A 22748-nucleotide genomic window follows, 5' to 3' on the forward strand; every position below is an offset into this window, starting at 1 on the left:
TCAAAGTTGCGTCGCGCGCTCTTAATTTACGGCGGCATTTCCCAACGCTAAGCCAGTAGAGGAAGGTTGGCTAGTGCCAAGATCAACACCCGATCACTTGTGGCAGGTTACGCACACTTTACTTTGGCCATAAACCTCGTCTAGTTCCACTGGCTCATCATCAAGAAGAGCGTTCACGGGGCGTCGGCCCTTCAGACGAGCGACCCGTTTCTCGTGCTCTCGACGGATTTGCTCGAGCCGCTGGGGTTTTGCTAAGTCTTCCAATGACTCACCCTGGCTCCAAGAGAATGGTGATCCATGTTCAAGCGCGTTTTTTTCGTACCGTTTCGCCTCTTCAAACGCATCGGGATGCTCATCAAGCAGCCGCGCCCACTCAATTTTTTGCTGATAGAAGCAAAAAGTACAGCCGCTTCTGGATCGCCAACGGTAATAGTCGGGCAATCCAACTCCAGCGGCCTCTAGTATTTCCATAACTGCGGCCTTGTCGATCCCATCTGTGCGAAAGGGTAAGTGGATGCGGAGATTTTCCTGCCCTGAGACGTAGCCTTCACGATACTCCTCATCCGAACGGATGGCGACGTAGCTGTTGACCACATAGCCAGCCTTCACAAACGGGCGCACCCAATTCTCGAAGGGTTTAATCTTGAGTTGTCGAGTGCACCACCGAGTCTGAGGCGAAGGTAGGAAGTTTTTGTATTCGCGCAGCCAGAAGTCGAAATCGCGATCCGGATTCAGCCGAAGTATTGGTTTCCCAAGAAAACCTTCCAGCCGACCGAGAAACTCATAGACCTCCGGCAGCTCCTTACCTGTATCTGTGAAGAAGTAGTCGATTTCTAAATCTGGATGGTGCTGCCGCATGTAAACTGCAAGCGCAGCGCTATCGCGGCCACCGGATATGCCAAGGACGTGCTTTTCAGTCATTTTAGGCTCGCACTCGCTGCTTGGTTCGGGACGTTTGCTCCGCATTCAGCGTCATACCGAGCTTTGCGATGGCGCCAAGCGCCACTTTGTCGGCCGCACCTTCCTTGCCGAGGAAAGCCACCAACTTTAGGCATAGTTCATCGGCTTTGTGGCGCTCTGCAGGATCTAACTCGATCTCTGATGTCACGGGTTCTGGGAAGGATGGGTCGCTCATGTAGACGACCATCGTCACCCGACCGTCTGTGCGTCCCTTCAGATGGCCAAAGCCTTCGGCCCGAAGGAATTGCTGGGCAAGTGCCGCGAGTTCGATTCTTGCTGCATCAATATCTCGATCAACCCAATCCCGAGGCGGCTTGTTAGCCGCGAGACTGGCGAGGCCCTCTATGTCATCCAGGTCGCCTTGGTAAGTCGAAAGCCGCGTCGCAAGTGCATCAAGGCGGAAATTACCCGACAGCCCCCTCACGTTGTCGGCGCGCCTGTGTAGCAGTCCGTAATCTGACGCCGCTGCGCCCTTGAACCGGAGTTCAGTCATCAACGTCATGGCCAGATCAGCGAGCATTTTGGGGTAGGCGCCCTCCAGTTCTCTGAGCCCCGCTTCTACAGCGCTAGCCAATAGCGCTCCTTGATCGTTGCAGCCTTCACCGATCGCGCGCGGGAGATCCTCGAACAGGAGTTGATTCGGATCGTGCGACTTCTGACCTAGGTTTCGCAACGCCGTGGCCGATTTTGACAAGCTCGCCGTTCGTGTTGTCCAAGCGGGCAGCGCCCGAATGTTTTTTACTAGCGCCTTGGCCACATCGAGCGCCGAAGGAGCAACGCTGACTTCCTCCGTGGTCAACCGCCGAGCCAACTCTGAAATGAGATTCGCATCGAGATCGGAGAGTTCAACAAGACGGACCCTCACCGCGCTTGGATCTTGGAGAATCCGATCGACGAGAAAGCTGTCCAGCTGGGGACGGAAAACGTCGTCGAGATAGATCGCAGCTCGCTCAACGTTTGTGAGCAAAAACGCTACGCCAAGGATGCTGAGGAGGCCGTCACGCACACCAAATGGTGGGGCTCGCCACAGTGCAAACAGTTCGGATAGCGGAGAGCCTATTTCCGAGTTCTTGAGCAAGTTTTCACCCGCGGTCCAGAGAGCGCTCAGCCGGTGCCAATCGCCGTCGACCGGAGCCCGAAAGCGAACAGCGCCCTCGTCATCGGACGTGTACAGTCCGGTCGCTTCAAGCAAACTAGAGTACAAACCTGCCTCTGGCGGATACCCTTCCATCGACAGACGAGATTTGCCGTTCTGCTCGACCATGGCTTTCAACAGCGCCCGCGTAGCCGCGGCAGCATTTGACGATGGTCGGGTACGATTGACGAGTTCGTTTCTAAGGTGAGGTGTTTTTGGATAGCGCCAGTCCGCCAGGCGTGACGCCAATATACTCAGCGCTGCTGGGCCACTGAGGTGCGAGTGTGTGCTGACATCAGCTCCGGTAGGAAGACGCCAATCGACCACATCAATCGCTTCACCAAGCCGATCTTCGAGATCGGCTGACAGGCGCGAGATTCGAGCATCGATCTCACGTCTCGCGATCGCGTCCCCTTCCAGCTCAGACCGAGTAGCTCGAACATACTCTAGAGCTGTGAGCTCGCTCGCCATCTCGCGAAGTCGAAAGCTATCACGGGTCCATCCGACTACAATCAGGCGATCCCCAGCCCAGCCCGCCGCAGCCTTGATAATTTTGCGGGCCTCTGACTGAGACTCGCCGTTAGCGCCTACGAGTAGCAAGAATAACCCGGCGGCTCCAGCGGCTGGGCGATAAGCTCGGACCCGCTCTTCCGCCTCATGGAGCGGGGCGAGATCAATTTCGAACCATCTTAACGCTCCCGTAGTCTCATAGTGACGCTTCGCCAGGATGGGCTGCAGCGCGGCTTGCCTAGCCAGTTGTCGATAATCGATTGAGACCCCATCCTTCCTCGCACTGTCGACGGCCTGCTCAATGTCGAAGTCGCTTCCGGCATAGATCGCGAAGGCGCCGGCGTGTTTGCGAAACACGACGACCGACCAGGTTGCAAGGTCCTCGAGCTGGGCCTTGAAGTTGACTTGGTCATTGGTGGCGCAGGACGCGATAACCTCAGGCGTGGGTTGAAGGCCTGAGCGATCCTTAAAGAGGTCGAGGAGCGCAATCGCCTTCAAGGTTCGTAGATGGTTCGCTGTTCCACCTCGACTTTCACATCGATCAACGGCATCGACCGCCGTCGACCACCGGTGTCCATCAGGCGATGCTAAAATCGCGGGCTCCAAATTTGAGCGCAGATAGTCCCAGAGTTGTTCCGGAGAAAAAACCGACCCGTTCGTAGGCGTTGTCGTGAGAAATTCTTGGAAGCCGAAGGGTTCAGCCGAGGTAAGAAAGCCAAAGATGCTACGCTGGCTTTGACCAAATCGCCGCCTAGAAATAGGCCCCAGAAGGGCCGCAACAACTGGATGAAGGGGCCAACAAGCGGCAAGCCGCTGCTCCAAAGATTCAGTAGGGCCGCTCCGCGCACCACGCATTGCTTTGGCTATTACCGATGCCGCCGGATCTCTACCGCGCGGCTTAGCCGCGGATTCAATCGCTCGTGATATCAATTCGATCTGCTCTTCGCCAGCGAGGCTGATGGAGATATCGAGGAAACGCCCGTGAACCTTCAACCATTCATCGCGCGCCTCCCGGGACATCCGATGAGCATATTCGTCAAAGGCCTGGTGCAAGATGCCGATTACGATGAGGCGGCCACGAGAGCGGGCCGCCACTTCGGCTAGGTCCTGAAAGACGTGTACATCACGGCCGTCTATGGCGGAGTGCTCAAGGAACTTCCCCATTTCATCGATGAGAAGCACTATGCCCCCTGACGAAACCTCCGTGGCCGCCCGACCAACCCATGCTGCGAAACTTTCTTTAGCCCTTTGTTGGGGCAGCTCTTCCCGCAGCGAAGTCTCAATCGCTGACCTCAGCACGGTTGCGGCATCGGCCCGTTGTCCGACCACCGGCACAATTGACCAAGGCTTAGAAGTCGGCCGAAACAGCCTGATCATCTCAGACGCATCATCTAGATTGACGTCAGCAAATAACTTGGCGACGCACTCAGTGGGCCCTGCCAGCAAAGCGGCCAGGGCCACTGCCAAGCTAGATTTTCCGCTCCCATATGGGCCAGTCCATGTGAAGGCACTGTGTGCGGTCGCCTCCCGATGGCGGCCCATGATCAGCAGGGCATCGACGGCGGATTGAGAACAAATATATCCTTCCAGTGCGCTCGGATCACCGAGGTCGGTGTCCACCCTAATTGATCGGGTGAAGCGCCGGGCCACGCGTACCGTTTCGCTGAGCATTTTAGTCATGCTGCTGCCGATCTGAGATCTCGCCGGAACATGGCTCGAAGAACAACCCACTCGTCGATGTCGTCGAGATTGTGCGCGTACAGTTGTCGCATTCCGGAAGACTCGTCCCACCTAAGAGCGCCATCTGTTAATGCATCGAGCCGGATTAACCGCTCAGCTACAGCCTCTTCGTCCAACAAGAAGACTTGCCCTGGGGAACCTCGCTCAAATGTCAGAAAATCGACAGAAAACGAGCGCCGCGACGGATAGTACGTCCGCCAAAAATCGACTAGGGCGAACAAAAATACCTCGTCCGGAAGGGACGACTTGGGTCCGCGACGAAAACGAAACAGCTCGCCAACGCCGACCTTTTGAACAAGCCCAAGTTCAGCGAGCGGCGACTCAATGCTATCCTCGGGTGCGCGGCGCGCCCCTCCTGTCAGGGCGAAATACGTCCGCAGGAGGCAATCGACATCGCGGCGTATGGTGATGCCACTGATGCTTCGGCCCTTGCCGAGCCGGCCTGCATCACCGAGTTCCTCACAACGACGGCTCAAGCGGCGACGCATGAGTTCGCGATCAAACGTCGGTTCGTGAAACTCATTGAACGCCCAGTGCCAAGTGGTCGCTCGGCCCGGCTTTCCGGCTAACATCCAATGCAGGAGCCAAAGCGACCCCGGGTGTTCAAGATACGGGTCGAGCGAATCTCCAAAAAGTAGATCGCCTAACTTCCCCGTGGTGATTCGAGCGGCGCGCTCGCCCGGACGGTCTTCCGCAGAAAGCACATCGGTTGCGATTGCCCAGTGTCGAATTGAGAGGACCATATTGCGACCAACACCAAAAAGGGCAATTGCTGAATCGTCCGTAAAGGCACTGCAGATCTGACTATCGTTACTTAACGATATTCTGACCGCGTCATACGCTTTCTTTAGCCAACCATAGCGAAGCGGAAATGTCTCATGACCTGCAAAGTGCAACCGGCTGTCAGAGCTATCGAGAAGGCTTCGGGACATGGCAACTCACTGGATGTTGATACCAGTTGAAATGAGCTGCTTTAAGGGGCTATGTCAACCTCCTGGCGAAGCTCACCAGTGGATTGGATCCGTATGGCTCAAAAAGCAGTCTATCTCGATTATCAGGCCTCGACACCACTCGACCCACGAGTGCGAATCGCTATGGATGCGGCCTATAATGCGCCCGGAAATGCGAGTTCTGAAGAGCACGCTTTTGGGTGGGCGGCTTTAAGCAGAGTAGAAGCCGCTCGTGGTTTTGTCGCTGAGAGCCTCAATGCCGTCGCTGAAGAGGTGACTTTCACTTCCGGCGCCACTGAGGCGAACAACATAGCGATCTTGGGGGCGGCGATGGCTGCGCCCCCGCGCCGCCGCCGGATCTTGGTATCGGCTATCGAACATAAGTCGGTGTCTGCCGCCGCATATGCGGCGGAGCGTTTCGGGTTTGTAGTCGAAGTGGTGCCCGTCACCTATGATGGCCTGACGGATACTCAGGCACTAGACGCGATGCTTGACGACGAAGTTGCGATTGTGTCCGTCATGGCGGTGAACAACGAGATCGGGACAATCCAGCCAAGCGCGTTGGTGGGACGATTGGCGCGAAGTGCTGGCGCATTTTTCCATGTCGACGCCACTCAGGCCCTTGCCGCAACCCATGTCGATATGGCGGAGTGGGGTGCCGACGCGCTGAGTCTATCAGGACACAAAATCTACGGACCGGGAGGTATTGGCGCCCTAATCGTCGCTTTGGATGCCCCATGGCGACCACAGCCATTAATGTTTGGAGGAGGGCAAGAGCAGGGCTTGAGGCCGGGAACGCTACCGGTTCCGCTCTGTGTCGGATTAGGCGAGGCGTGTCGGCTGATGTCGCTTGAAGGGGAGGTCGAGCGCCGTCGTGTTGGTGACCTGCGTGACACGCTAGCTCGACGCTTGAAGGACGTGTTTGCCGAACTGAGAGTGTCTTGTGAACAAACTCCGCGGCACCCGGGCTGCTTACATATTAGGGTTCCAAAAGTAAGCGCGAGTGACTTGCTTATGCGTCTTCAGCCGCTAGTCGCGGCCTCAACTGGCTCAGCATGTACTTCAGGGATGCTTGGCCCGTCACATGTGGTCCTCGCCATCGGCCTGAGTGCCGCCGACGCCGCAGAATGTCTACGCTTTTCATTGGGCCGTTTCTCCACTGAATCCGATGTTGAAATCGCGGTCTCCTGCTTGTCATCGGCGATGAGGAGCCTCTCAGCGCGCGACTTTGATCCGACTGTTTTGGGCTTAGCCGCGGTTTAGTTGGCCTACAGTAGAACTCGCTTAATTTGTCCCTAGCTCCCACTTGTCACGCTTGGAGCTTCCCAATGCCAAAGCAACGTGGTTGAGAAGAATTTTAGCATTTCTTTGCAAAATTTTGACGGTCCCTTGTCTGAATTAGTGATTCAATCGAGGATCCCTCCCCCGAAATACCTGGGCACCGGCAGGGTAGGCTACCCATAGGCTTTTTCATAGCATCCGGGTCGGCGCTGTTGGTGACCTAGTGGTTGATGGCTCCCGCCCGGGTCGGTGAGCCAGCATGGCGGCAATCCTGCCGGCCGGAGGGCCGTTGCCTTTGGCGTCCACTATTCCAAGTTCCAGAAGTTTCCTGTCGGCAGCCGCCTGCTTTTCCAGACCGGGATGGCCTCGCTGCAGGTACCGGGACCTCAAGTAGAGCACCCTGCCCTCGAACGTTTTCCTGCGGGACCGCGACCGAGCAAGGTCCACCTCGACCGACGACCTGACTGTCGGAAGGGCGCTATCGTCAACGTCACACTCCAGCCCACGCACGAGCCACGGTTCTGGGCCGATCTCGACCAAGTCCAGCAGAGAGAACCCTTGGTGCACAATCTCGGCGCACCCTGCCACGATCCTGACCTTGACCGGAAGCTGCTCCAGGTTTTCGGACAAGAAGCGAACGATACCGTCCTCGTAGCTCGCAAAGCCCGTTGCTGCCGCGTCGGCGTACGCCGTTGCGAGCACTTGCCTGTCGCGGACAGCCCGCAGCTCTGCCTTAGCTGCGTCGACGACGCCGGCGAGCGAGCCGAAGAAGGTGCGGATGTCTCGCTGAATTGAGATGGGCAGTGAACCGTATTTCAAGGCGCCGGGGAACAGCGTCAGAGCGAAGTGCACGACAAGGTCCTCGCGCCGGGCATCGCCGGCAACCTTCAGCTGCGCTGGATCGGCTATTTCCCGTGCACAGGCCGCCAACGCGCGGCCGATGGCTATACCCTTTTCTTCCAGCGCGGCACGCACAGTCGGTTCGACTTCGGTATCCTGCGGGAGCCTTCCCAGATTCAGGGCTGTCCTCCAGATCGCCTCGAGTTCCTCGCTCGCCCTTTCGGCGACAGGCCTAGATTTCGGGCGGAGAAGGAAGCGCGAGGGATCGCGGGACGGAATGGCGAGGTTGGCGTATATCGTCGCCTTCGACCTCCTCCGGAAGCTCACCTGCTGCTCGAGGTCCTTGTCTCTGAACGCGGCCACTATGCCCGGGGCTAGCGCGATCGGACGCTCTCCCGTGGCACGCTGGACCATCTCAGTCAGCTCTTCCTGTGAAAAGTACTTCTGGAAAGTCTGCCTGCGGGAAAGGTAGCCGTCCGCGACCGGGGTGTGGTGCTCGACGTTGTACTTCCCGGCGGTCATCACGGACACCGTCATGCCTCTGGCCGCGAAGCCCCAGGCGGCGCGCAAGGTCTCTTCCCTCTCGTGGGGGTCCTCGATGACATTGATGACGAAGCCCAGATTGACGATATCGGCACGCCGCCTTTCGCCGTCGGGTAGGAAATTCGGGTCCCATCCGAAGGCGAAGTAGCCGTTGGCCTGCAGGGTGGCCACGTCGTCCCCGCGTCCGCAGCCGTAGTCGAAAAGTTCGTGCCCGGGCTGCAGCATCCCGTACCGGATCATGATCGAGGGAGGCTGGGAGAGCCCGTTCCTCGATATGGCGGTCTTCTCCCTGGCGACGTCCACTGCGGATTCGCCCGCCGCCACCAACCGGGGGCCGTCCACCCGGAGGCCGGCTTCGGCAAGCATGGCCGTCCAGTTGGCCCGCGTGCCGATGCGCTTGGTGTCGTTGAACAGTCCGAGATCCTCTGCCTTGCGCGTTATCGCCGCAAAGGCTGGAATGCGTGGGTCACCGGGTGCGAGCAGCGTTTCTTTGCGGTGGAGGATTGGCGGGTTGTCGCGCCGGGAGTAGTCGATGACGGAAGGAACTCCGCCCGCGTCGAAAGAAAGGGACCGGAGCAAGGCGGGGAACGCGGACTTCGAGAAGTCTTCGTAGAGGAGAAGCGACTGCCGCTCGGGCGAGACCTTGGCGACGTTCCACGCGAAGCCAGAAGCCGCGGCCTCGGCGCGGGCGACCGCCTGCCTCATTTCTTCGGACACGTGCGGCAGCGCGTCCCGGTGGACGTACAGGAACCCGCCGACCTGCTTACCTACTTCGCTTCGCCTAGCCAACTGACGGCATCCTCCGGGCGCCTGCCCTCTTCCTATCCTGCCTTGCCCCAGTGATATCTCCGCATAGCGGCGGTCCATTTCGGCCAGCAGATCATCAAACGTCTCGACAGCCTCTTCCTGGCTTGTAACGATGCCGCCCTCGAGTGGGGCATGTTCCTGAGCTAGGGATAGTCCGTGCCGAACTTCTTGTCGACAAAGCGCACCATGACGTTCCGCGCCGAGCGAGCGCATAGGTGAACGGTGAAGCCCTCGGGATCGACGGCCTCGTTCGCCGCAGCGCCGCACAGGTTGAGAGCCGGCAGCCCACCTCTCCCGGGAGCACTCCTATGGTTGTCTACGTGCGTTTCATCTTTCCAAAATTGGCGAGGTTTTAACAAAAGCCTTGGCATAGGGGGTCTGAAAAAGAAACTGGGAATGACCAAGCTCGGATTTCAATTTCCCTCTCCTACCATCCTTGTTGACATGCCTTGGAGATCACATAATCGACCGTGGAGACATTTTCACCGGACTGTTCGACAACCACTTGCACAGATCTTGAACTGTTTCACTACGATGCTGCAAGCCGTTCCAGCCAAACATTAGGCTTTGCCACGTTCACACCTGGATACTTTGCTAAGTGGAATTTGTGATGCCACCTATATGTGGAAGAGCCTGGCAAAACTCGATTACCCATCCGGTCCGTTTTGCCACGCCGACCGAAAACCCTCGAAATATTCCGATCGGTTTGACATCACGCTGTTGATCGACTTTCTCTTTCCACGTTACGCGCAAACTCCGTGCGTTCCCGATAACGGTCTCAGTGTGAAATTGGGTTTTCACACTGAAGGGAATCTTCGGGGTAGAATCGACGTTAACCCGATCGGCTGCTTCAAGCGTGCGTGTCGTATCAACATCGCTTGCGACCGAGCCCCAGCGACACGGTAAGACCCAACGAGAAGCTGCCGGGTGTGATCGACTTCTTGACGGGACCGAAAGTTTCAACGCCTCAAGTTAAGCAGCCGCTGGTTCAGCCGAAATGTGTAACCTGCCAGATCAGAGTGGGCAGTTCTGGCACCGGGTTGTTTGACACGTAGGTGGAAGACAACAAGGGCTCGGCTCCAAGACCGTGTCTTCGAAGCCACGAAGCGCGCACCGAGGCAGCCTGGTGCGCGAGAGACCTGGGTCCGGTTCTGATGAGAGATGACGGGATTTCAATACTGCTGAAAGCTTGTATGTTTGGGATGGGCCTCGTGACCAACACTGGTGGGCACGAGAAGAATGGGGGACTTCATGAATATCACGTCAGGCATTGATGCCGCCGGCAGCGCCGTCGGGCAAATCGCTTACTTCACCACTAAGGAATTCGACAAGTCGCTAAGCAGGGCATTCCTGGGAGGCGGGCAACTGCAAAAAAAGGCGATCAAGGTCAAGGCCATCCTCGGCAGCCTACGCGACCCAAATCCGTTCGTCGGGACTCCAGTCACCAAACATGGCGAAAATCGTATCCAAAACGTTGTGAAATATGATCTCGGTGATGGTTGGCGTCTGATTACGCAGCAGACCGACAAGACGTGTCTTTTCCTATTTGTCGCCGATCACGAAGACGTCGACAAATGGCTGGACAGGCAGAAGGGGATGAGGTCTGCCGTCAGGGACCTAAGGGCCGTTCTTGTGCCCGGGTCGGGCCAGGAGGTTGTTCATGCAAACGACTTCCGGGCTGACCACCATGACAAGCCGGTCGTCGAGCGTCTCGATACGGATGCGATGGACCATGTACTGGACCACCTTCCGCGCAGCGTTGCCAGGAAGTTGGAGGCGCTGGACGCTCGTTCGACCACCAACGATCTCAAATCCTTGATCATCGAGATTCCCGATACGCAGAGGGCCGAACTCGTCCACGCTGTCTTCAATTTACTCCTTTCGGGCAATTATGAAGGCGCTCAGGCCCATGTCGATCTCAGCATGGGCCGTATCGGGCTCCTCGAGGATGTCGATGAAGCCGAGATGCTCGAGGTGGCCGACGGGGAGGATATCCGCCGCCTGCGCATTGGGTCGCCCGAATACGAAGCTTGGCTCGCGTCATTCGAGAAGCGTTCCAGTTGGCACGAATGGTTCCTGTATCTTCATCCCGAGCAGGAAAAGGTCGTGAAGGCCGATTATTCTGGCGCTTCGCAACTCTCCGGAGTTTCAGGGTCTGGCAAGACTTGCGTCGCCGTTCGCCGTGCACTTCGCTTGGCGGAAGCGCCAGATTCGAGGGTGCTGCTTCTTACGCTGAACCGTAGCCTCGCCGGTCTTCTTGGTCAGCTCGTTGACGCTGCCTGCAGCAACGACGCCGTTCGAGACCGGATCGAGGTTACGTCGTTCTTCGAACTCGCCCAGCGGCTTCTCCATCGGTTAGAACCTCACAATGATCGCTATTATGTAGATGTGACATGGAAGTCCGATGAGCATGTCGACCTGGTGTTCCGGGAGTATTATCGTCAATGGCTGAATAACGACTCCGCGAAGGTGCTGCTGCCGATGCAAAAATCAATGGCGGCACGTGGTGTTAATGGTGAAGCGTATCTTCGGGAAGAGTTTGACTGGATTCGCAGCGCTGTGACGCCAGATGCGCGCTCTTCCTATCTCAGTCTTGAGCGTAAGGGACGAAAGTTCCCGATCGCAGCCGATCGCCGGTCGGACATCCTAAGGGGTTTGGACGGCTGGGAGCAGAAAATGCGCGATGTGGGCGTCGTCGATTATCTAGGCCTGACCTCGGCGCTGACGAAGCATCTGGACGATATCCAATCGCAGTATACGAACATCCTTGTCGATGAGGCGCAGGATTTTGGTACTACCGAGATACGGGTCATTCGAAAGCTAGTCAAAGACGGATCGAACGACATTTTTCTCTGCGGTGATATCGCTCAGACCATCCTCCCGAAGCATAGGTCCCTGCCTGAGGCGGGCCTCTCCGGCGTGACCCGCGAACGCATTCAAAAAAACTACAGAAACAGCCGGGAGATATTGAAGGCTGCCTACGGGGTCTTAAGCAATAACTTACATGATGAAATGTTCGACAGCGACGATCTGGAAATTCTCGACCCTCAGTTCGCGAATTTTAGCGGCTCCGTTCCAATGGCCCTTGCCGCGGGTACGCTGGAAGAAGAAATTGCCTACGCGCGCGCCTATGCTGCCACTGCCCTGCAGAACGATGCTAAAACCGTTTGCGTGGCCTTTGCGGGCTTTTCGGGATTGGACGTAAACGGCTTCGCTAAGAAGTGCGGTGTCACCGCACTCGACGGTGCGTATGATCCCAGTTCTGATCACCTCGTTTTCTGCGATCTAGAGCAGACAAAAGGTTATGAGTTCGACACGCTGATCATCCTCAATTGCAGAAACGGCGTGCTGCCGCCGCGCGACGCTCCGGTAGAAGAGGCATATCGTGCGTCCTGCAAGCTCTATGTTGCCATGACGCGCGCCAAGCGAGAACTGATCCTGTCGTTCCACGGTGAGGCCAGCCCCTGGATTGCGGAGGTGACGGACACAATCGGAACAGCCCTCTGGAGCGAATTCGAAATTTTGGACCAGGCACTTATTCAGGGGATCCCTGAACTCCTTCCTGAATTTGAGCCGGACAGGGATATCGATGATGTTGGCAAACTTACAGGCCTCCAGTTCCTTTATGCGGTCCATGGGCTGGGCCTCTCGTTGGAAGCGCAAGACAAACTGATTGACTTGGTTGACGGCCGGGGCATGCGAGCAGCAGGTGGCGCTCGACGATTGAAATGGCAAAACATGCGTTCATTGATAATCGACCTCAACGAGAGTCGGCGTCATGATTTGCAGTTTGGCCCAAATGTAGCAGTCGAGCTGCGAGAACTAACCCGATTCTTTTCCTAGGGCCGCGATCAATCGTCGCCGAGCCACGCGTTGGCCCAGCGACGGTAAAGGTGGTGTATAGGCGGCTGCGCCACAGCATGATGTTCTTCGTCAGGGCGTATCGGCGCGAAAGCCAGGAGATGGTGCACGACGCGCACAATCGGGCCGTTTGCTTTCCTCAGGGCACCTGCACGCGGGGCATCTGACAACATGAAGACGGCGGTGGAGGCGACCTTCATCGGCAAGGACAGGCGGTATAGTCGTCGCTTCCAGCAGATGTGCGGGCACTATTTTGTCGAGGCAGTGGCCCTGCACGCCGACGAGGCTGCTGGATCGACGAGAGACCGGCTTTACGTCATCCCCTTGCCGCTATTTGGGCCTTCAATCTCTCTCATCATCTAAAAAGTCGACGTCACCGGGCCCCCATGCGAAGTGTGCCGAACGAGCGAGATCGGCCGCGCCCGGGATCGGTTAGGCGGTTGTCAGGCGCACCGTCACCTTCGCCCGCTCGCCCGTGTATTGACCTGGCGCTTGAATCCTTCGAACTGCTCGCCCCAGAGGATGCAGGCCAGCATGGGCAGGCCGAGCGGCCGGAGAAATTCGCGATTCAAGACTGGCCCCGGCCAAAACCGAACAAGCGCTTGGAGATGTTCCGATAAATCGGAGTTCGGTGACTGCTTGGAGCCCGGGCGGCCGACCGGATCGGTCCCGCCCGGGATGAGCTTCGTCAGAGCCGTTCGAGCGTCAGCATGCCCGGATCGCCCTTCCAGGCTTTGGAAAGTTCGTCCGCGGCCTTGGTTTCGGCGGCAGCATCGCCTTGGGCCTTCGCCGCCTGCTGCAGCCCGAACAGCGCCCAGGCGCTGCTGCGTGCGCGGTCGAGCGCCGCCACGAACTCCTTCGCCGCGTCCGCCGGCTGACCATTCTTGAGGAGGGCGGCGCCCAAGGACTGCCTCACGGGATAGTACCAGTACGGAGGCTCCATATAGGGGATCGAGTCCTCCGTTTCGGCCGCCTTCTTCCAGAAGGCTATCGAGCCGCCGACGTCGTTCTCGGCCTGCGCAGCGCGGGCGCGTACGACATCTTCGGCCACTTGCAGGACCGACAATGCCGGGATCCCCCAGGCATCGTGCACCGACCAGTCGGTGTCCTGAGCGATCTTGTGGATGGCGTCCGCCTCTGCTCGGGCGCCTGAGGCGTTCTTCTTCTCGGCCAGGGCGACGCCGCGCGCATAGTGCCACATCGACGTGATGTAGGGCGGTGCGCCGGCCGGCTCGGCCTTAGCCAGGATCGCATCCGGCTCGGCATATTGCGCCCAGGCGAAATACGGAGCTGCCTTCACCGGCTGCACGATCGGAATGGCCGTCGCCACCTCGTTGGTCAAAAAATTGTCCAGCTTGTCGGCCTCTGCGAGCACCGTCTTCGAGTCGCCGAGGAGCTGGGCCGAAACCAATACGAAGTGCACGTTGTGGGAATAGTAGCCGAGCGGATAGACACCGACCGCGCCAGTCTCGGCGAGATAAGTCTCGTCCACTTTCGAGGCAGCTTCGTTGGACTTCAGCGAATCCGTATAGCGGCCGACGCGGTAGTAGATATGGCTCGGCATATGGACGATGTGTCCGGCCCCCGGCATCAGCGCTGCCAGTCGATCCGCGTAGGGCTCGGCGCGCTCCGGACGATCCGATGCCTCGACAAGATGAATGTAGAGGTGAATCGCCATCGGATGGTCAGGCCTCTTGGCGAGAACGCCTTCCAGCCGCTTCTGGACGTCCGCGGTGCGGCCCTTGGGTTCCTTGCCACCCGGCTGCCAATAGTCCCAGGGCTGCGTGTCCATGCCGGCCTCTGCGGCCAGCACAGCGAGCTCGAGATCGTCAGGATATTTGTCGGAAAGCGCCGCAGTTGCATCGGCGAAGGCGGCGTTCAGGGTGTTTCGATCGGCGTTTGGATCGTCGGAATACCGCGTGGCGACCGCCTCAATCAGCCCCCGCTCCTTCTCGGTGGCACCGGATGAAAGCGCCTGCGCCTTTCGAATAGCAGCGATCGCCGGTACATTTGCGGCGGGATCCATCGGCACGTTGATGTTCGGCCCCAGGATCAGCGCCTCGCCGAGGAAGCACATCGCACAGTCGGGATCGAGGCTTTGTGCCTTGCGGAAGGCGCGTCGCGCCTCCGCGTGATTGAAGTTGACGGCGAGCCGCAGCCCCTGGTCAAAATATTTTTGGGCATCGGCGCTCTTTGTGCTGATCGGATAGCTCAGGGAGCCCAGGTTGTCCCACAGAGGCGGCTGGGCCTCCTCGTAGGCCTTCATGTCTTCCGGGGCCAATGATTGGCCGGCAGCGGCCAGGACGACGCAGTGTCCGACGTCGAGTTCCCCCGGCACCGGCACTCTAGGCGCCGCTGCAAGCTGCACCGGACTGTCGCCGACGTAAGCAACGGCAGCGCCGGTGCCGAAACTCATCAGGACAAGCGCGGTCCATCCCGCGCTTGGCAGGCAAGCACGCAGTTTCATGTGAACCTCCTGGCGTTCGGTACGTTCGCCAACCCCCGATCAGCCCTGTCTCTGCCAATTCTCGATCGGGGTGGTGCGGGCGATGATGATCCGCCTCTTGCCGCCGTTTGGCAACATATTTCCTGTTGCTAATGCAGCTGCGATTCAGATGTTTCTGCTCAACCTCGCCGCGCTCGCAGGCGTTGGTCCGGCAGACCAGAGGTTGCGCGAGCCACCGATCCGATCCGCCAAAGGCCTTTAGCCGTTGCACCATTGCCGCGATTGAACAGACCGCAAGGTCGGGACCGTGGCGCACAGCGGCCGTCTGTTGGCGAACAAGCGAGCGTCGCTCTTGGGTCATGGGCGTGAATTCGGCCGGGGCGAACGAGTGTCCGCTCAGGCGTCGGACTCGGTCGTTCAGAGTGATTGGTTTTTGACACCAGCGGTCTCAGCCGCTCGAGTGTCGGCGGGCGGGGTCACCGCGCCAGGTGTTGGCAAGTTCGTCGGCGCCTGCTTTTCGTCAGCCGCATCACTTTTGGCTTTCGCTGCTTCCTTGAGCCCGTAGAGACCCAGGCTCTGGCTCGGTCACGCTCCAATGCGGCACTGCAACATCGATGATGACACAAACCCTTGATACGAGTTGCTAGTTCCCGTTGAGCGAGCAAACTGCAAACGGTGGTTCGCAGTTTGAACACCTTTGAGGATTAGCAACATGCCGAGCGCAGTCGCCTACTATCGGGTGTCCACACAGCGGCAAGGACGTTCAGGCTTGGGCATCGAGGCCCAGCGCCTCGCGGTTGCCCGCTTTGCCGAGGCCGAGGGAATGATCATCCTCCAGGAGTTCACCGAGATCGAAACCGGAAAGGGGGTGGATGCTCTTGATCGACACCCGCAACTGACCGCTGCCCTCGCCCTTGCCCGCCAGACAAAATGCCCGGTCGTCGTGGCCAAGCTCGATCGCCTCTCTCGTGATGTCGCCTTCATTGCCGGACTGATGGTCCAGCGCGTTCCTTTCATCGTCGCCGAACTCGGTGCTGATGCCGATCCGTTCATGTTGCACCTTTACGCCGCTTTGGCCGAGAAGGAGCGGCGTATGATCTCGGAACGGACCAAGGCCGCCCTCGCCTCACGCAAGACCACTGGAATGAAGCTCGGCAATTCGACCAACACAGCCGAAGCTGCGGCGAAAGGTCGGAAGATCTCGATCCGGGAGGCTGACAGATTTGCCCAGACCGTGCTGCCGATCATCGCCTCCATCCAGCAGTCCGGCATCACCAGCCTGCGTGGCCTGGCAATCGCTCTGAACAATCGAGGCGTTCGGACAGCCCGCAACGGCCAATGGCAGGTCTCGAATGTGCGCAATGTTCGTTTGCGAGCCGCCACGGATCTTTAGGACTCAGCTTCTGCTTTTATAGGCGGGAATTAGAAACGGACGGGAAAATGGCGGCGTGATACCCTAAGGTTGTTTATGCTACCCGGCTTGGCGTTTTCCTTCTTGCGCGGCGTTGGTGTTCAACCCGTTCCTACAGGTGCATCCAGCGCGGGTAATATGTGACTTGATCGCCGCAGCGTTCTTTACGTTCACCGCTTACAGGAACCCGGCATCACAGAACAGTTCGGGTGACTTTCCGGCTATCTTTGTCGGGCGAGATGATCGTGACAGGCGAAAAGGCGCGTCCGACTTCCGTAAGCTTTGGCCTGCGATCAAGAATCGCCAATCGGTGGGCGTTTGTGGCTTTCGACCTGCTCCACCTCGAGGGGCATCCGTGGCATGGTGTTCCATGATCACCGCCTACTAAACACGGGTGCGAAGGTCGCGAAGACTTATCGTATCAACGAAATTTACCGAACGTTATCGTTTGGCGTATGGACAATCAACCTCATCCACACTAAACTACTGCGGCAATCAATGCAGATCCGCCGATTTAGACGACCAAGCTTACCAGCGCAAGGCGGGTGGGTTTTGGCGGGGGGATAGCTCGGTCATCGTAACTCCAATGGAGGTTGTTATGACGATGCATTCGCAGCAGAATTGGACATCACAAATTTCACCCCAGGGCTTCGATATCGGTAGTCTCGTAAAGCAGATTGTCCCAATCGTCTTGAGTGTGCTTTCGGCCAACCCACAGGCAACCCAGGGCATGCAGCCGCAATCATCGGGACCGCTTTCACCGCAGGGCTTCGATATCGGTAACCTCATAAAGCAGATTGTCCCGATCGTTTTGAGTGTGCTTTCGGCAGGCCCCCAAGCGGGACAGGGCATGCAGCCGCAATCATCGGGACCGCTTTCACCGCAGGGCTTCGATATCGGTAACCTCATAAAGCAGATTGTCCCGATCGTTTTGAGTGTGCTTTCGGCAGGCCCCCAAGCGGGACAGGGCCTGCAGCCGCAGTTTAGCGTGGGAGGCGGGTTCACTATTAATCCGTTTTCATCCAGCCCAGGCGCCCTGGCTCCGCAGGGCTTCGATATCGGTAACCTCATAAAGCAGATTGTCCCAATCGTTTTGAGTGTGCTTTCGGCAGGCCCCCAAGCGGGACAGGGCATGCAGCCGCAGTTTAGTGTGGGAGGCGGGTTCACTATTAATCCGTTTTCATCCAGCCCAGGCGCCCTGACTCCGCAGGGCTTCGATTTCGGGAGCCTGATTGGTACATTAGTCCCGATCGTTTTGAGTGTGCTTTCGGCCAACCCTCAGGCAGGACAGGGCATGCAGCCGCAAGCCAGCGGCGCCGCGATGTACCACTAACACTCCGATAACAGCCGTGGCGCTTCGAAAATATTCTGGAGACATATCGTGTCTGATGAAGAGCCACGGCATTATATAATTTCGCCTCGGAACTCCGGGGCGGCTCAGCGGATGGAGGAAGTCGTCAAGCAGCTTCCCAGTAAATTCCCAGGAGTAAAATGGAAAATTCATCGTGAAACAGAGATAGCTGATCTTCAAATTCCGGATGCAATACTACCAAGCGTGAAGAGCGCATTGGAAGAAGATTACACTATGTATGTAAACCCTAAACTAAACTATTGAGCTATGAAGCGAACTCTAGGGAGAAAAAAATGGAGGACCGCAAACGTCCACCGTCGACGAACACTCCGCGGGGTACAGCCGAGGGTACGTCTGACGTCGAATCAACTGGACCTAATAGCCAGGACATAGAAGTGCGGCCGGTCCAGCTATTGATTTGTCCGCGAAAGATAGGCGGACTGGCACCGATGGCGACCGACGTGATTCTGAATGCGCTGACAGCCTATCCGGACGTAAAGATAATTAACCGCATAAGGCCAAATGTTTTAGGCACGCTGGCAACCGGGACTGGAACAGCGGGCGAGGTCTTGGTTGCTGAGACTACTATAGCGCGCGCTGCTGCGATACAGCGTTCGGCCGGCAATACAGTCATAGTTGAAAGGAATATTCGATTACGACATTTCGGTGTTCCCGATGAAATTGTGCCCTCTGGCATCGGACTTCCTGGTACCTCACCCAAAAACGCTGCCGTCAAGTTTAGCATCATCGCGGCGGAAGGACGAGGTATAGACGGCGCTGAGCTGTTTCTTTATTTCGGGGGGGTCCCAGTGGCGGCGGTAACAGATAATTCCGGCGCTGCAACTATAAATATTCCCCAGGCCGCTATCGAAAGCATCGACTTCGTCTATGTGAAGCCAAAGGCTGACTTTTGGGAGAAATGGCTTGTGCGTCCTGCGCTTAAGCTTGACTCGGTCAATGTTCTCACACTTCAGCCGTTGTCATCATTTGCACCGGTCGGGTTTCCGGGAAATCCATTCTTTGGCTGGGGCGAGAGAATTATGAGCCTGGACCAACAGCAGTTGACCGGTACGGGTGCGCGTGTCGGGATCATCGACTCTGGATGCGACAATCGACATCCAGCCTTGACGCATATTCAGTCTGGAGTTGACTACACGAAGATAGATGAACAAGGAAATCCAAATGCTGCGAGCTGGGTCAATGACGAGATCTCCCACGGAACACACTGCGCAGGCGTAATTTGTGGAAATGGAAATGGCGGCATCCGTGGCTTTGCGCCCGAGGCGGAAGTGCATGCTATGAAGCTATTCCCCGGCGGCAGGTTCGACTCTTTGATCTCGGCAATAAAGTACGCCATTGATAACCAGCTAGACGTCGTGAACTGTAGCCTGGGAACGGCGGAGAGCTCGGAGATAGTTCAAAGCTGGATGGAACGAGCTCGGCAAGCAGGTGTTGCCGTAGTTGCCGCTGCCGGGAACTCGTCCGGGCCTGTTCAGTTTCCGGCAACCGCACCAGGCGTTCTGGCAGTTTCGGCGTTTGGAAGGGAGGGAGTTTATCCGAAGGATACTTATCATGCGCAAACAATGCCATCCGGCGTTGCGGGCTCCATTGGGGTAAACGGGATCTTTGCACCCAAGTTCACCTGTTACGGGCCGGAAATAGACGTCTGTGCGCCGGGAGTGGCGATCATCTCAAGCATCCCGGGTGGCGGCTACGCTGCGTGGGACGGAACGTCTATGGCGGCCCCACATATCACTGGACTAGTCGCTTTGCTGGCTGCCCATCATCCAGAGTTCTCCAGAAGAGATGCGCCCAGAAATTCAGCCAGGGTTGACAGGATGTTTCAGATAATTATTGGGAGCGCAGCACGAACTGGGTTGGCGCCTAAATACGCGGGGTCAGGAGTTCCCAACACAATCACAGCGCTCTCTGCTAACGCGACGATCACACCAGATGGTGGGTTCGACATCGAAAAACTCAGAGAGCTCATTGCAACGGTAGTCAGCGCCGCCACCGTCAGTCCGCAGCGACATGGCGCCGCCCTTATGTAAGGCGGCGTGGGTGGTCGAATCTACGCGTCGCTCGGCCGTTTTCCGACCGGGGTCAAGGAAGTTTTACCGGACTTGGCCCCCAATGCGCCCCTGACGCTACACCTATCGCGACTGGTATTGGGAAGATGGCCGCTGGCGAAAGCGCGCTGGCAGAAGAATGCCGTCACGGCGACTGCCGCGACCGATCATGGGGCTGATCTTCCTCGGCGTCGGCACGCTTGCCGCCACAGTCACCCAATTCGTCATCCAGAGCACGGCGGGCCTCCAGAGCACGGTAACGAACTGGATTGAGCCGCCGCCTAGTGTAATGGAAGGCCGGGCCTCTGTAATCGACGGCGATACCGTCGAAATCAAGGGCAAACGTATCCGTTTCAACGGCATTGATGCACCAGAGAGCCGACAGTATTGCAGCGACGGCAAGGGCTTCGAATATCCCTGTGGGCGCCGGGCCGCGCAAGCCTTAGACAAGTTCCTGGCAGCATCGCGTCCGCTGCGGTGCAGCTTTGTCGACCGTGATCGGTACGGGCGCCTTGTCGGGAATTGCGATCGCGCAGACGGTCGCAGCGTCCAACGCTGGCTTGTCGAGCAGGGCCTCGCATTAGACTGGCCTCGCTATTCGAACGGGGCATTCGCCGCCGAGCAAGTCTCAGCCAAGGCCGCGCATCGCGGCGTTTGGCAGGGCCGCTTCGATCAACCTTGGGATTGGCGCGCGACGAACGCCGACAAGGTCGAGACGATCCGCAACGAGGCTCTTCATGAAGCGCTCGGTTTGGCGCTCCACAGGTTGAACGTTGTATTGAGGGCAGAACCAAGTCGAAGCACGCTCCGGGTTTCCGCCGTCCGCCGTTGAATCCGTGAGTGGGCCGACCGTGTTAAGCTGTTCGAACCCCGAGCCGAGCCGATCGTGCGCCTCGGACTGCATTGGAGAGCGGAACCAAACGGTGTGTGGTCTCCACTTCCAAGGGCTCACACCCCGCCGACGGAGGATGCGATATTGGCACCCAAAACGAATTGAAACTTTGAGCCCCGTGGTGCGTTGGGCAATACCCAGAGCATCCCGTCGTGCGCTTGGATGATTGAACGACAGATCGATAGGCCCATTCCCATCCCGCGAGATTTGGTGGTGAAGAGCGGATCGAATATCCTCTGCAGGTCCTGCGGGTCGATCCCCATGCCGGTGTCAGCCACCGAAATCACTACACCCCCATCGTCGTGAGGATTTGAACTAACCGCGAGATCGCGTGGACCATCCACAGTGGTCATTGCCTCAATCGCATTCGTGATCAGATTGAGGAGCACCTGCTGCACCTGAATTCGATCTCCCATCACCCGCAGCGGCCGCGCGCTGCGCTCAACCTTGACCAATATCCGGTGACTTTTCAGATCGTCCTGAAGCAAAGCGATGGCTTCATCAATGAGTTTGTCGACGTCGAACGAAGCTCTGACGCGGTCATCCTTCCGGAAGGTCGCCCGGATGCTCTCGATCACGGCGGCCGCGCGATGCCCGTCAGCTGCGATCTTCGTAAACTCCGTTCTCGCCTTATCTAGATCGGGAACCGCGCGATCGAGCCAGCGTAAACCAGTGTCGGATCTCGTTATCATAGCAGCAAGGGGCTGCTTGACCTCGTGTGCAATCGTGGCGGCAACGGCGTCGCCGGTCATCAGTCGGGCATCGCGCTCGCGGCTTTGCGCATCAATAGCGCGCTGCAGCCTCATGCGCTCTTGATCCAGCATGGTGTTCGAACGAGCGAGGCCGTCATACAGTCGTGCCATCTCTGCAACCAATACCACCATTACGATGGTGGCTGTCACAAGCTGATAAAAATGGCCGGCATACCACGTAAGATTGTAGCGAGCGCTCAAGACGGAGCCCAAGCTTACTTCAAGCAGGAGCGCGCACAAAGCGACGGCGAGCCACAGGTCGAGCAAGGACCGCTGGCGCAGCCATAGCAACGAAAGTGCAATGCCGCCTAGCGCCAGGACCACCATCCCGCCGATGATGCGACGAAACAGACCGACAGGATGAACGTCTACATAGGTTAGTGGCAGCAGATCGTTATGCTGCGTAACGAACCAGAACAACCCAATGACGAGGGCAAGAACGCCCGCGACGCTCAAGCTGATGGCATGTCGCGTGAAGCGAACGTCCGCCACACGATCCGTGTTTTTGAGCAGGGCATAACCGATGATGGCAATGGGCAGCCCTGAATGCCAAAACCAGTAGAGCCAAACGGCGGATTGCATTCCCGAACCCAGGACGCCGGTGGGCGTGAACGCACCCGGGAAAGTCAGCGCATGTGCAACCACGATCAGGGCACTGAACAGGTAGCCGCTCGCAATCACCAGAAGTGACCACTGGCGCAAAATAGAGAACTGAGCAAACAGAAAAGCTGCGGTGACGCAGTCGCTGACAAACAGGGCGGCGGCAAGAGTCGGTACAATCGCGGTGATTTCCGGCAGCTTGATGGCCGAAAACGGCAATGTGCCGAGGAGGATGACGAGCAGGGCCAGCAGGAAAGCGCGCGCCGTGCGGCGCTGACCGGGAGTTGGGGGACGGACACAGACAATCGCCGTAGACAATGACATGGATGACCCCATTCGGGGCGTTGCCGCCGCGCACATGGTCGCGCGCCCAGTCCACGGGGCGCACGAGGGCAGAGTCTTTGTTGCCCAAACGCACTCGTTTGCCATTGCACACTGCGCCCCAATTGCAAGGAACACCATAGCTACTATCCATGACGGCAGCGGCTTGGCGGACTGTTCCGCCACCATGTATTCGGCGTACCAGTCGGGCCAGTTCTCGTCCCTCAGTGCACCGGTTCGCTTCTCGTGTTCGCCATGCGCGACCGCCGCACGCCACAA

13 protein-coding genes and 1 pseudogene are annotated in these 22748 nt (G+C 58.0%); 8 read left to right on the top strand and 6 right to left on the bottom strand.

Annotation, left to right across the window (positions count from 1 at the left end):
* Positions 1–93: 93 nt before the first annotated feature.
* Genes AC0L2K_RS26995 through AC0L2K_RS27005 form a run of 3 tightly spaced genes read right to left on the bottom strand, consistent with a single transcriptional unit; the run spans position 94 to position 5277 of the window.
* A complete protein-coding gene (locus AC0L2K_RS26995; RefSeq protein ID WP_473532811.1) occupies positions 94–921 on the bottom strand; it encodes a phosphoadenosine phosphosulfate reductase domain-containing protein in 828 nt (275 codons plus the stop codon).
* A gap of 1 nt (position 922) precedes the next feature.
* On the bottom strand, positions 923–4276 hold the full coding sequence (locus tag AC0L2K_RS27000) for an ATP-binding protein (protein WP_473532812.1): 3354 nt from the start codon (positions 4274–4276) through the stop codon (positions 923–925).
* Positions 4277–4281: 5 nt separating this feature from the next.
* Positions 4282–5277: a DUF4007 family protein gene (locus AC0L2K_RS27005; protein WP_473532813.1), complete on the bottom strand. Its 996-nt coding sequence runs from the start codon at positions 5275–5277 to the stop codon at positions 4282–4284.
* A gap of 93 nt (positions 5278–5370) precedes the next feature.
* Between AC0L2K_RS27005 and AC0L2K_RS27010 the strand changes: the two genes are divergently transcribed.
* Positions 5371–6558 carry a cysteine desulfurase family protein gene (locus tag AC0L2K_RS27010; RefSeq protein ID WP_473532814.1) on the top strand — a complete coding sequence of 396 codons (1188 nt, stop codon included), beginning with the start codon at positions 5371–5373 and terminating at the stop codon, positions 6556–6558.
* 207 nt (positions 6559–6765) lie between these two features.
* Here the strand turns inward: AC0L2K_RS27010 and AC0L2K_RS27015 are convergent, their stop codons facing one another.
* Positions 6766–8748 carry a DNA phosphorothioation-associated putative methyltransferase gene (locus AC0L2K_RS27015; RefSeq protein ID WP_473532815.1) on the bottom strand — a complete coding sequence of 661 codons (1983 nt, stop codon included), beginning with the start codon at positions 8746–8748 and terminating at the stop codon, positions 6766–6768.
* Between the two features lie 1269 nt (positions 8749–10017).
* On the opposite strand from AC0L2K_RS27015, the gene AC0L2K_RS27020 reads away from it, so the two are divergent.
* Both AC0L2K_RS27020 and AC0L2K_RS27025 read left to right on the top strand, forming a co-directional pair.
* Positions 10018–12609, top strand: coding sequence for a UvrD-helicase domain-containing protein (locus AC0L2K_RS27020; RefSeq protein WP_473532816.1), 2592 nt, complete (start codon positions 10018–10020; stop codon positions 12607–12609).
* A 41-nt stretch (positions 12610–12650) separates the two neighbouring features.
* Positions 12651–12897 (top strand): annotated as a pseudogene (locus AC0L2K_RS27025) (IS21 family transposase); the annotation flags it as partial.
* 418 nt (positions 12898–13315) lie between these two features.
* On the opposite strand, the gene AC0L2K_RS27030 reads toward AC0L2K_RS27025, so the two are convergent.
* On the bottom strand, positions 13316–15094 hold the full coding sequence (locus AC0L2K_RS27030; protein ID WP_473532817.1) for a hypothetical protein: 1779 nt from the start codon (positions 15092–15094) through the stop codon (positions 13316–13318).
* Between the two features lie 691 nt (positions 15095–15785).
* On the opposite strand from AC0L2K_RS27030, the gene AC0L2K_RS27035 reads away from it, so the two are divergent.
* From AC0L2K_RS27035 to AC0L2K_RS27055, 5 genes are all read left to right on the top strand, one after another.
* Positions 15786–16466: a recombinase family protein gene (locus AC0L2K_RS27035; RefSeq protein ID WP_473532818.1), complete on the top strand. Its 681-nt coding sequence runs from the start codon at positions 15786–15788 to the stop codon at positions 16464–16466.
* Between the two features lie 616 nt (positions 16467–17082).
* Entirely contained in the window at positions 17083–17817 is a 735-nt protein-coding gene (locus tag AC0L2K_RS27040) for a hypothetical protein (RefSeq protein WP_473532819.1), read from the top strand.
* 48 nt (positions 17818–17865) lie between these two features.
* Positions 17866–18099 (top strand): hypothetical protein, encoded by a 234-nt coding sequence (locus AC0L2K_RS27045; protein ID WP_473532820.1) that lies wholly within the window; start codon positions 17866–17868, stop codon positions 18097–18099.
* A 185-nt stretch (positions 18100–18284) separates the two neighbouring features.
* Positions 18285–19886, top strand: a complete 1602-nt coding sequence (locus tag AC0L2K_RS27050) for a S8 family serine peptidase (protein WP_473532821.1) — start codon at positions 18285–18287, stop codon at positions 19884–19886.
* A gap of 187 nt (positions 19887–20073) precedes the next feature.
* Positions 20074–20736, top strand: a complete 663-nt coding sequence (locus AC0L2K_RS27055; protein WP_473532822.1) for a thermonuclease family protein — start codon at positions 20074–20076, stop codon at positions 20734–20736.
* A gap of 116 nt (positions 20737–20852) precedes the next feature.
* On the opposite strand, the gene AC0L2K_RS27060 is transcribed toward AC0L2K_RS27055, so the two are convergent.
* Positions 20853–22472 carry an MASE4 domain-containing protein gene (locus tag AC0L2K_RS27060; RefSeq protein ID WP_473532823.1) on the bottom strand — a complete coding sequence of 540 codons (1620 nt, stop codon included), beginning with the start codon at positions 22470–22472 and terminating at the stop codon, positions 20853–20855.
* Between the last annotated feature and the right edge of the window lie 276 nt (positions 22473–22748).

It is taken from the genome of Mesorhizobium sp. WSM4817, assembly GCF_055811135.1.

Bases quoted from the DNA above. Each gene is read 5' to 3' on its own strand.
- AC0L2K_RS26995 (WP_473532811.1), bottom strand. From the start codon at position 921: ATGACTGAAAAGCACGTCCTTGGCATATCCGGTGGCCGCGATAGCGCT.
- AC0L2K_RS27000 (WP_473532812.1), bottom strand. From the start codon at position 4,276: ATGCTCAGCGAAACGGTACGCGTGGCCCGGCGCTTCACCCGATCAATT.
- AC0L2K_RS27005 (WP_473532813.1), bottom strand. From the start codon at position 5,277: ATGTCCCGAAGCCTTCTCGATAGCTCTGACAGCCGGTTGCACTTTGCA.
- AC0L2K_RS27010 (WP_473532814.1), top strand. From the start codon at position 5,371: ATGGCTCAAAAAGCAGTCTATCTCGATTATCAGGCCTCGACACCACTC.
- AC0L2K_RS27020 (WP_473532816.1), top strand. From the start codon at position 10,018: ATGAATATCACGTCAGGCATTGATGCCGCCGGCAGCGCCGTCGGGCAA.
- AC0L2K_RS27030 (WP_473532817.1), bottom strand. From the start codon at position 15,094: ATGAAACTGCGTGCTTGCCTGCCAAGCGCGGGATGGACCGCGCTTGTC.
- AC0L2K_RS27035 (WP_473532818.1), top strand. From the start codon at position 15,786: ATGCCGAGCGCAGTCGCCTACTATCGGGTGTCCACACAGCGGCAAGGA.
- AC0L2K_RS27040 (WP_473532819.1), top strand. From the start codon at position 17,083: ATGACGATGCATTCGCAGCAGAATTGGACATCACAAATTTCACCCCAG.
- AC0L2K_RS27050 (WP_473532821.1), top strand. From the start codon at position 18,285: ATGGCGACCGACGTGATTCTGAATGCGCTGACAGCCTATCCGGACGTA.
- AC0L2K_RS27055 (WP_473532822.1), top strand. From the start codon at position 20,074: ATGGGGCTGATCTTCCTCGGCGTCGGCACGCTTGCCGCCACAGTCACC.
- AC0L2K_RS27060 (WP_473532823.1), bottom strand. From the start codon at position 22,472: ATGTCATTGTCTACGGCGATTGTCTGTGTCCGTCCCCCAACTCCCGGT.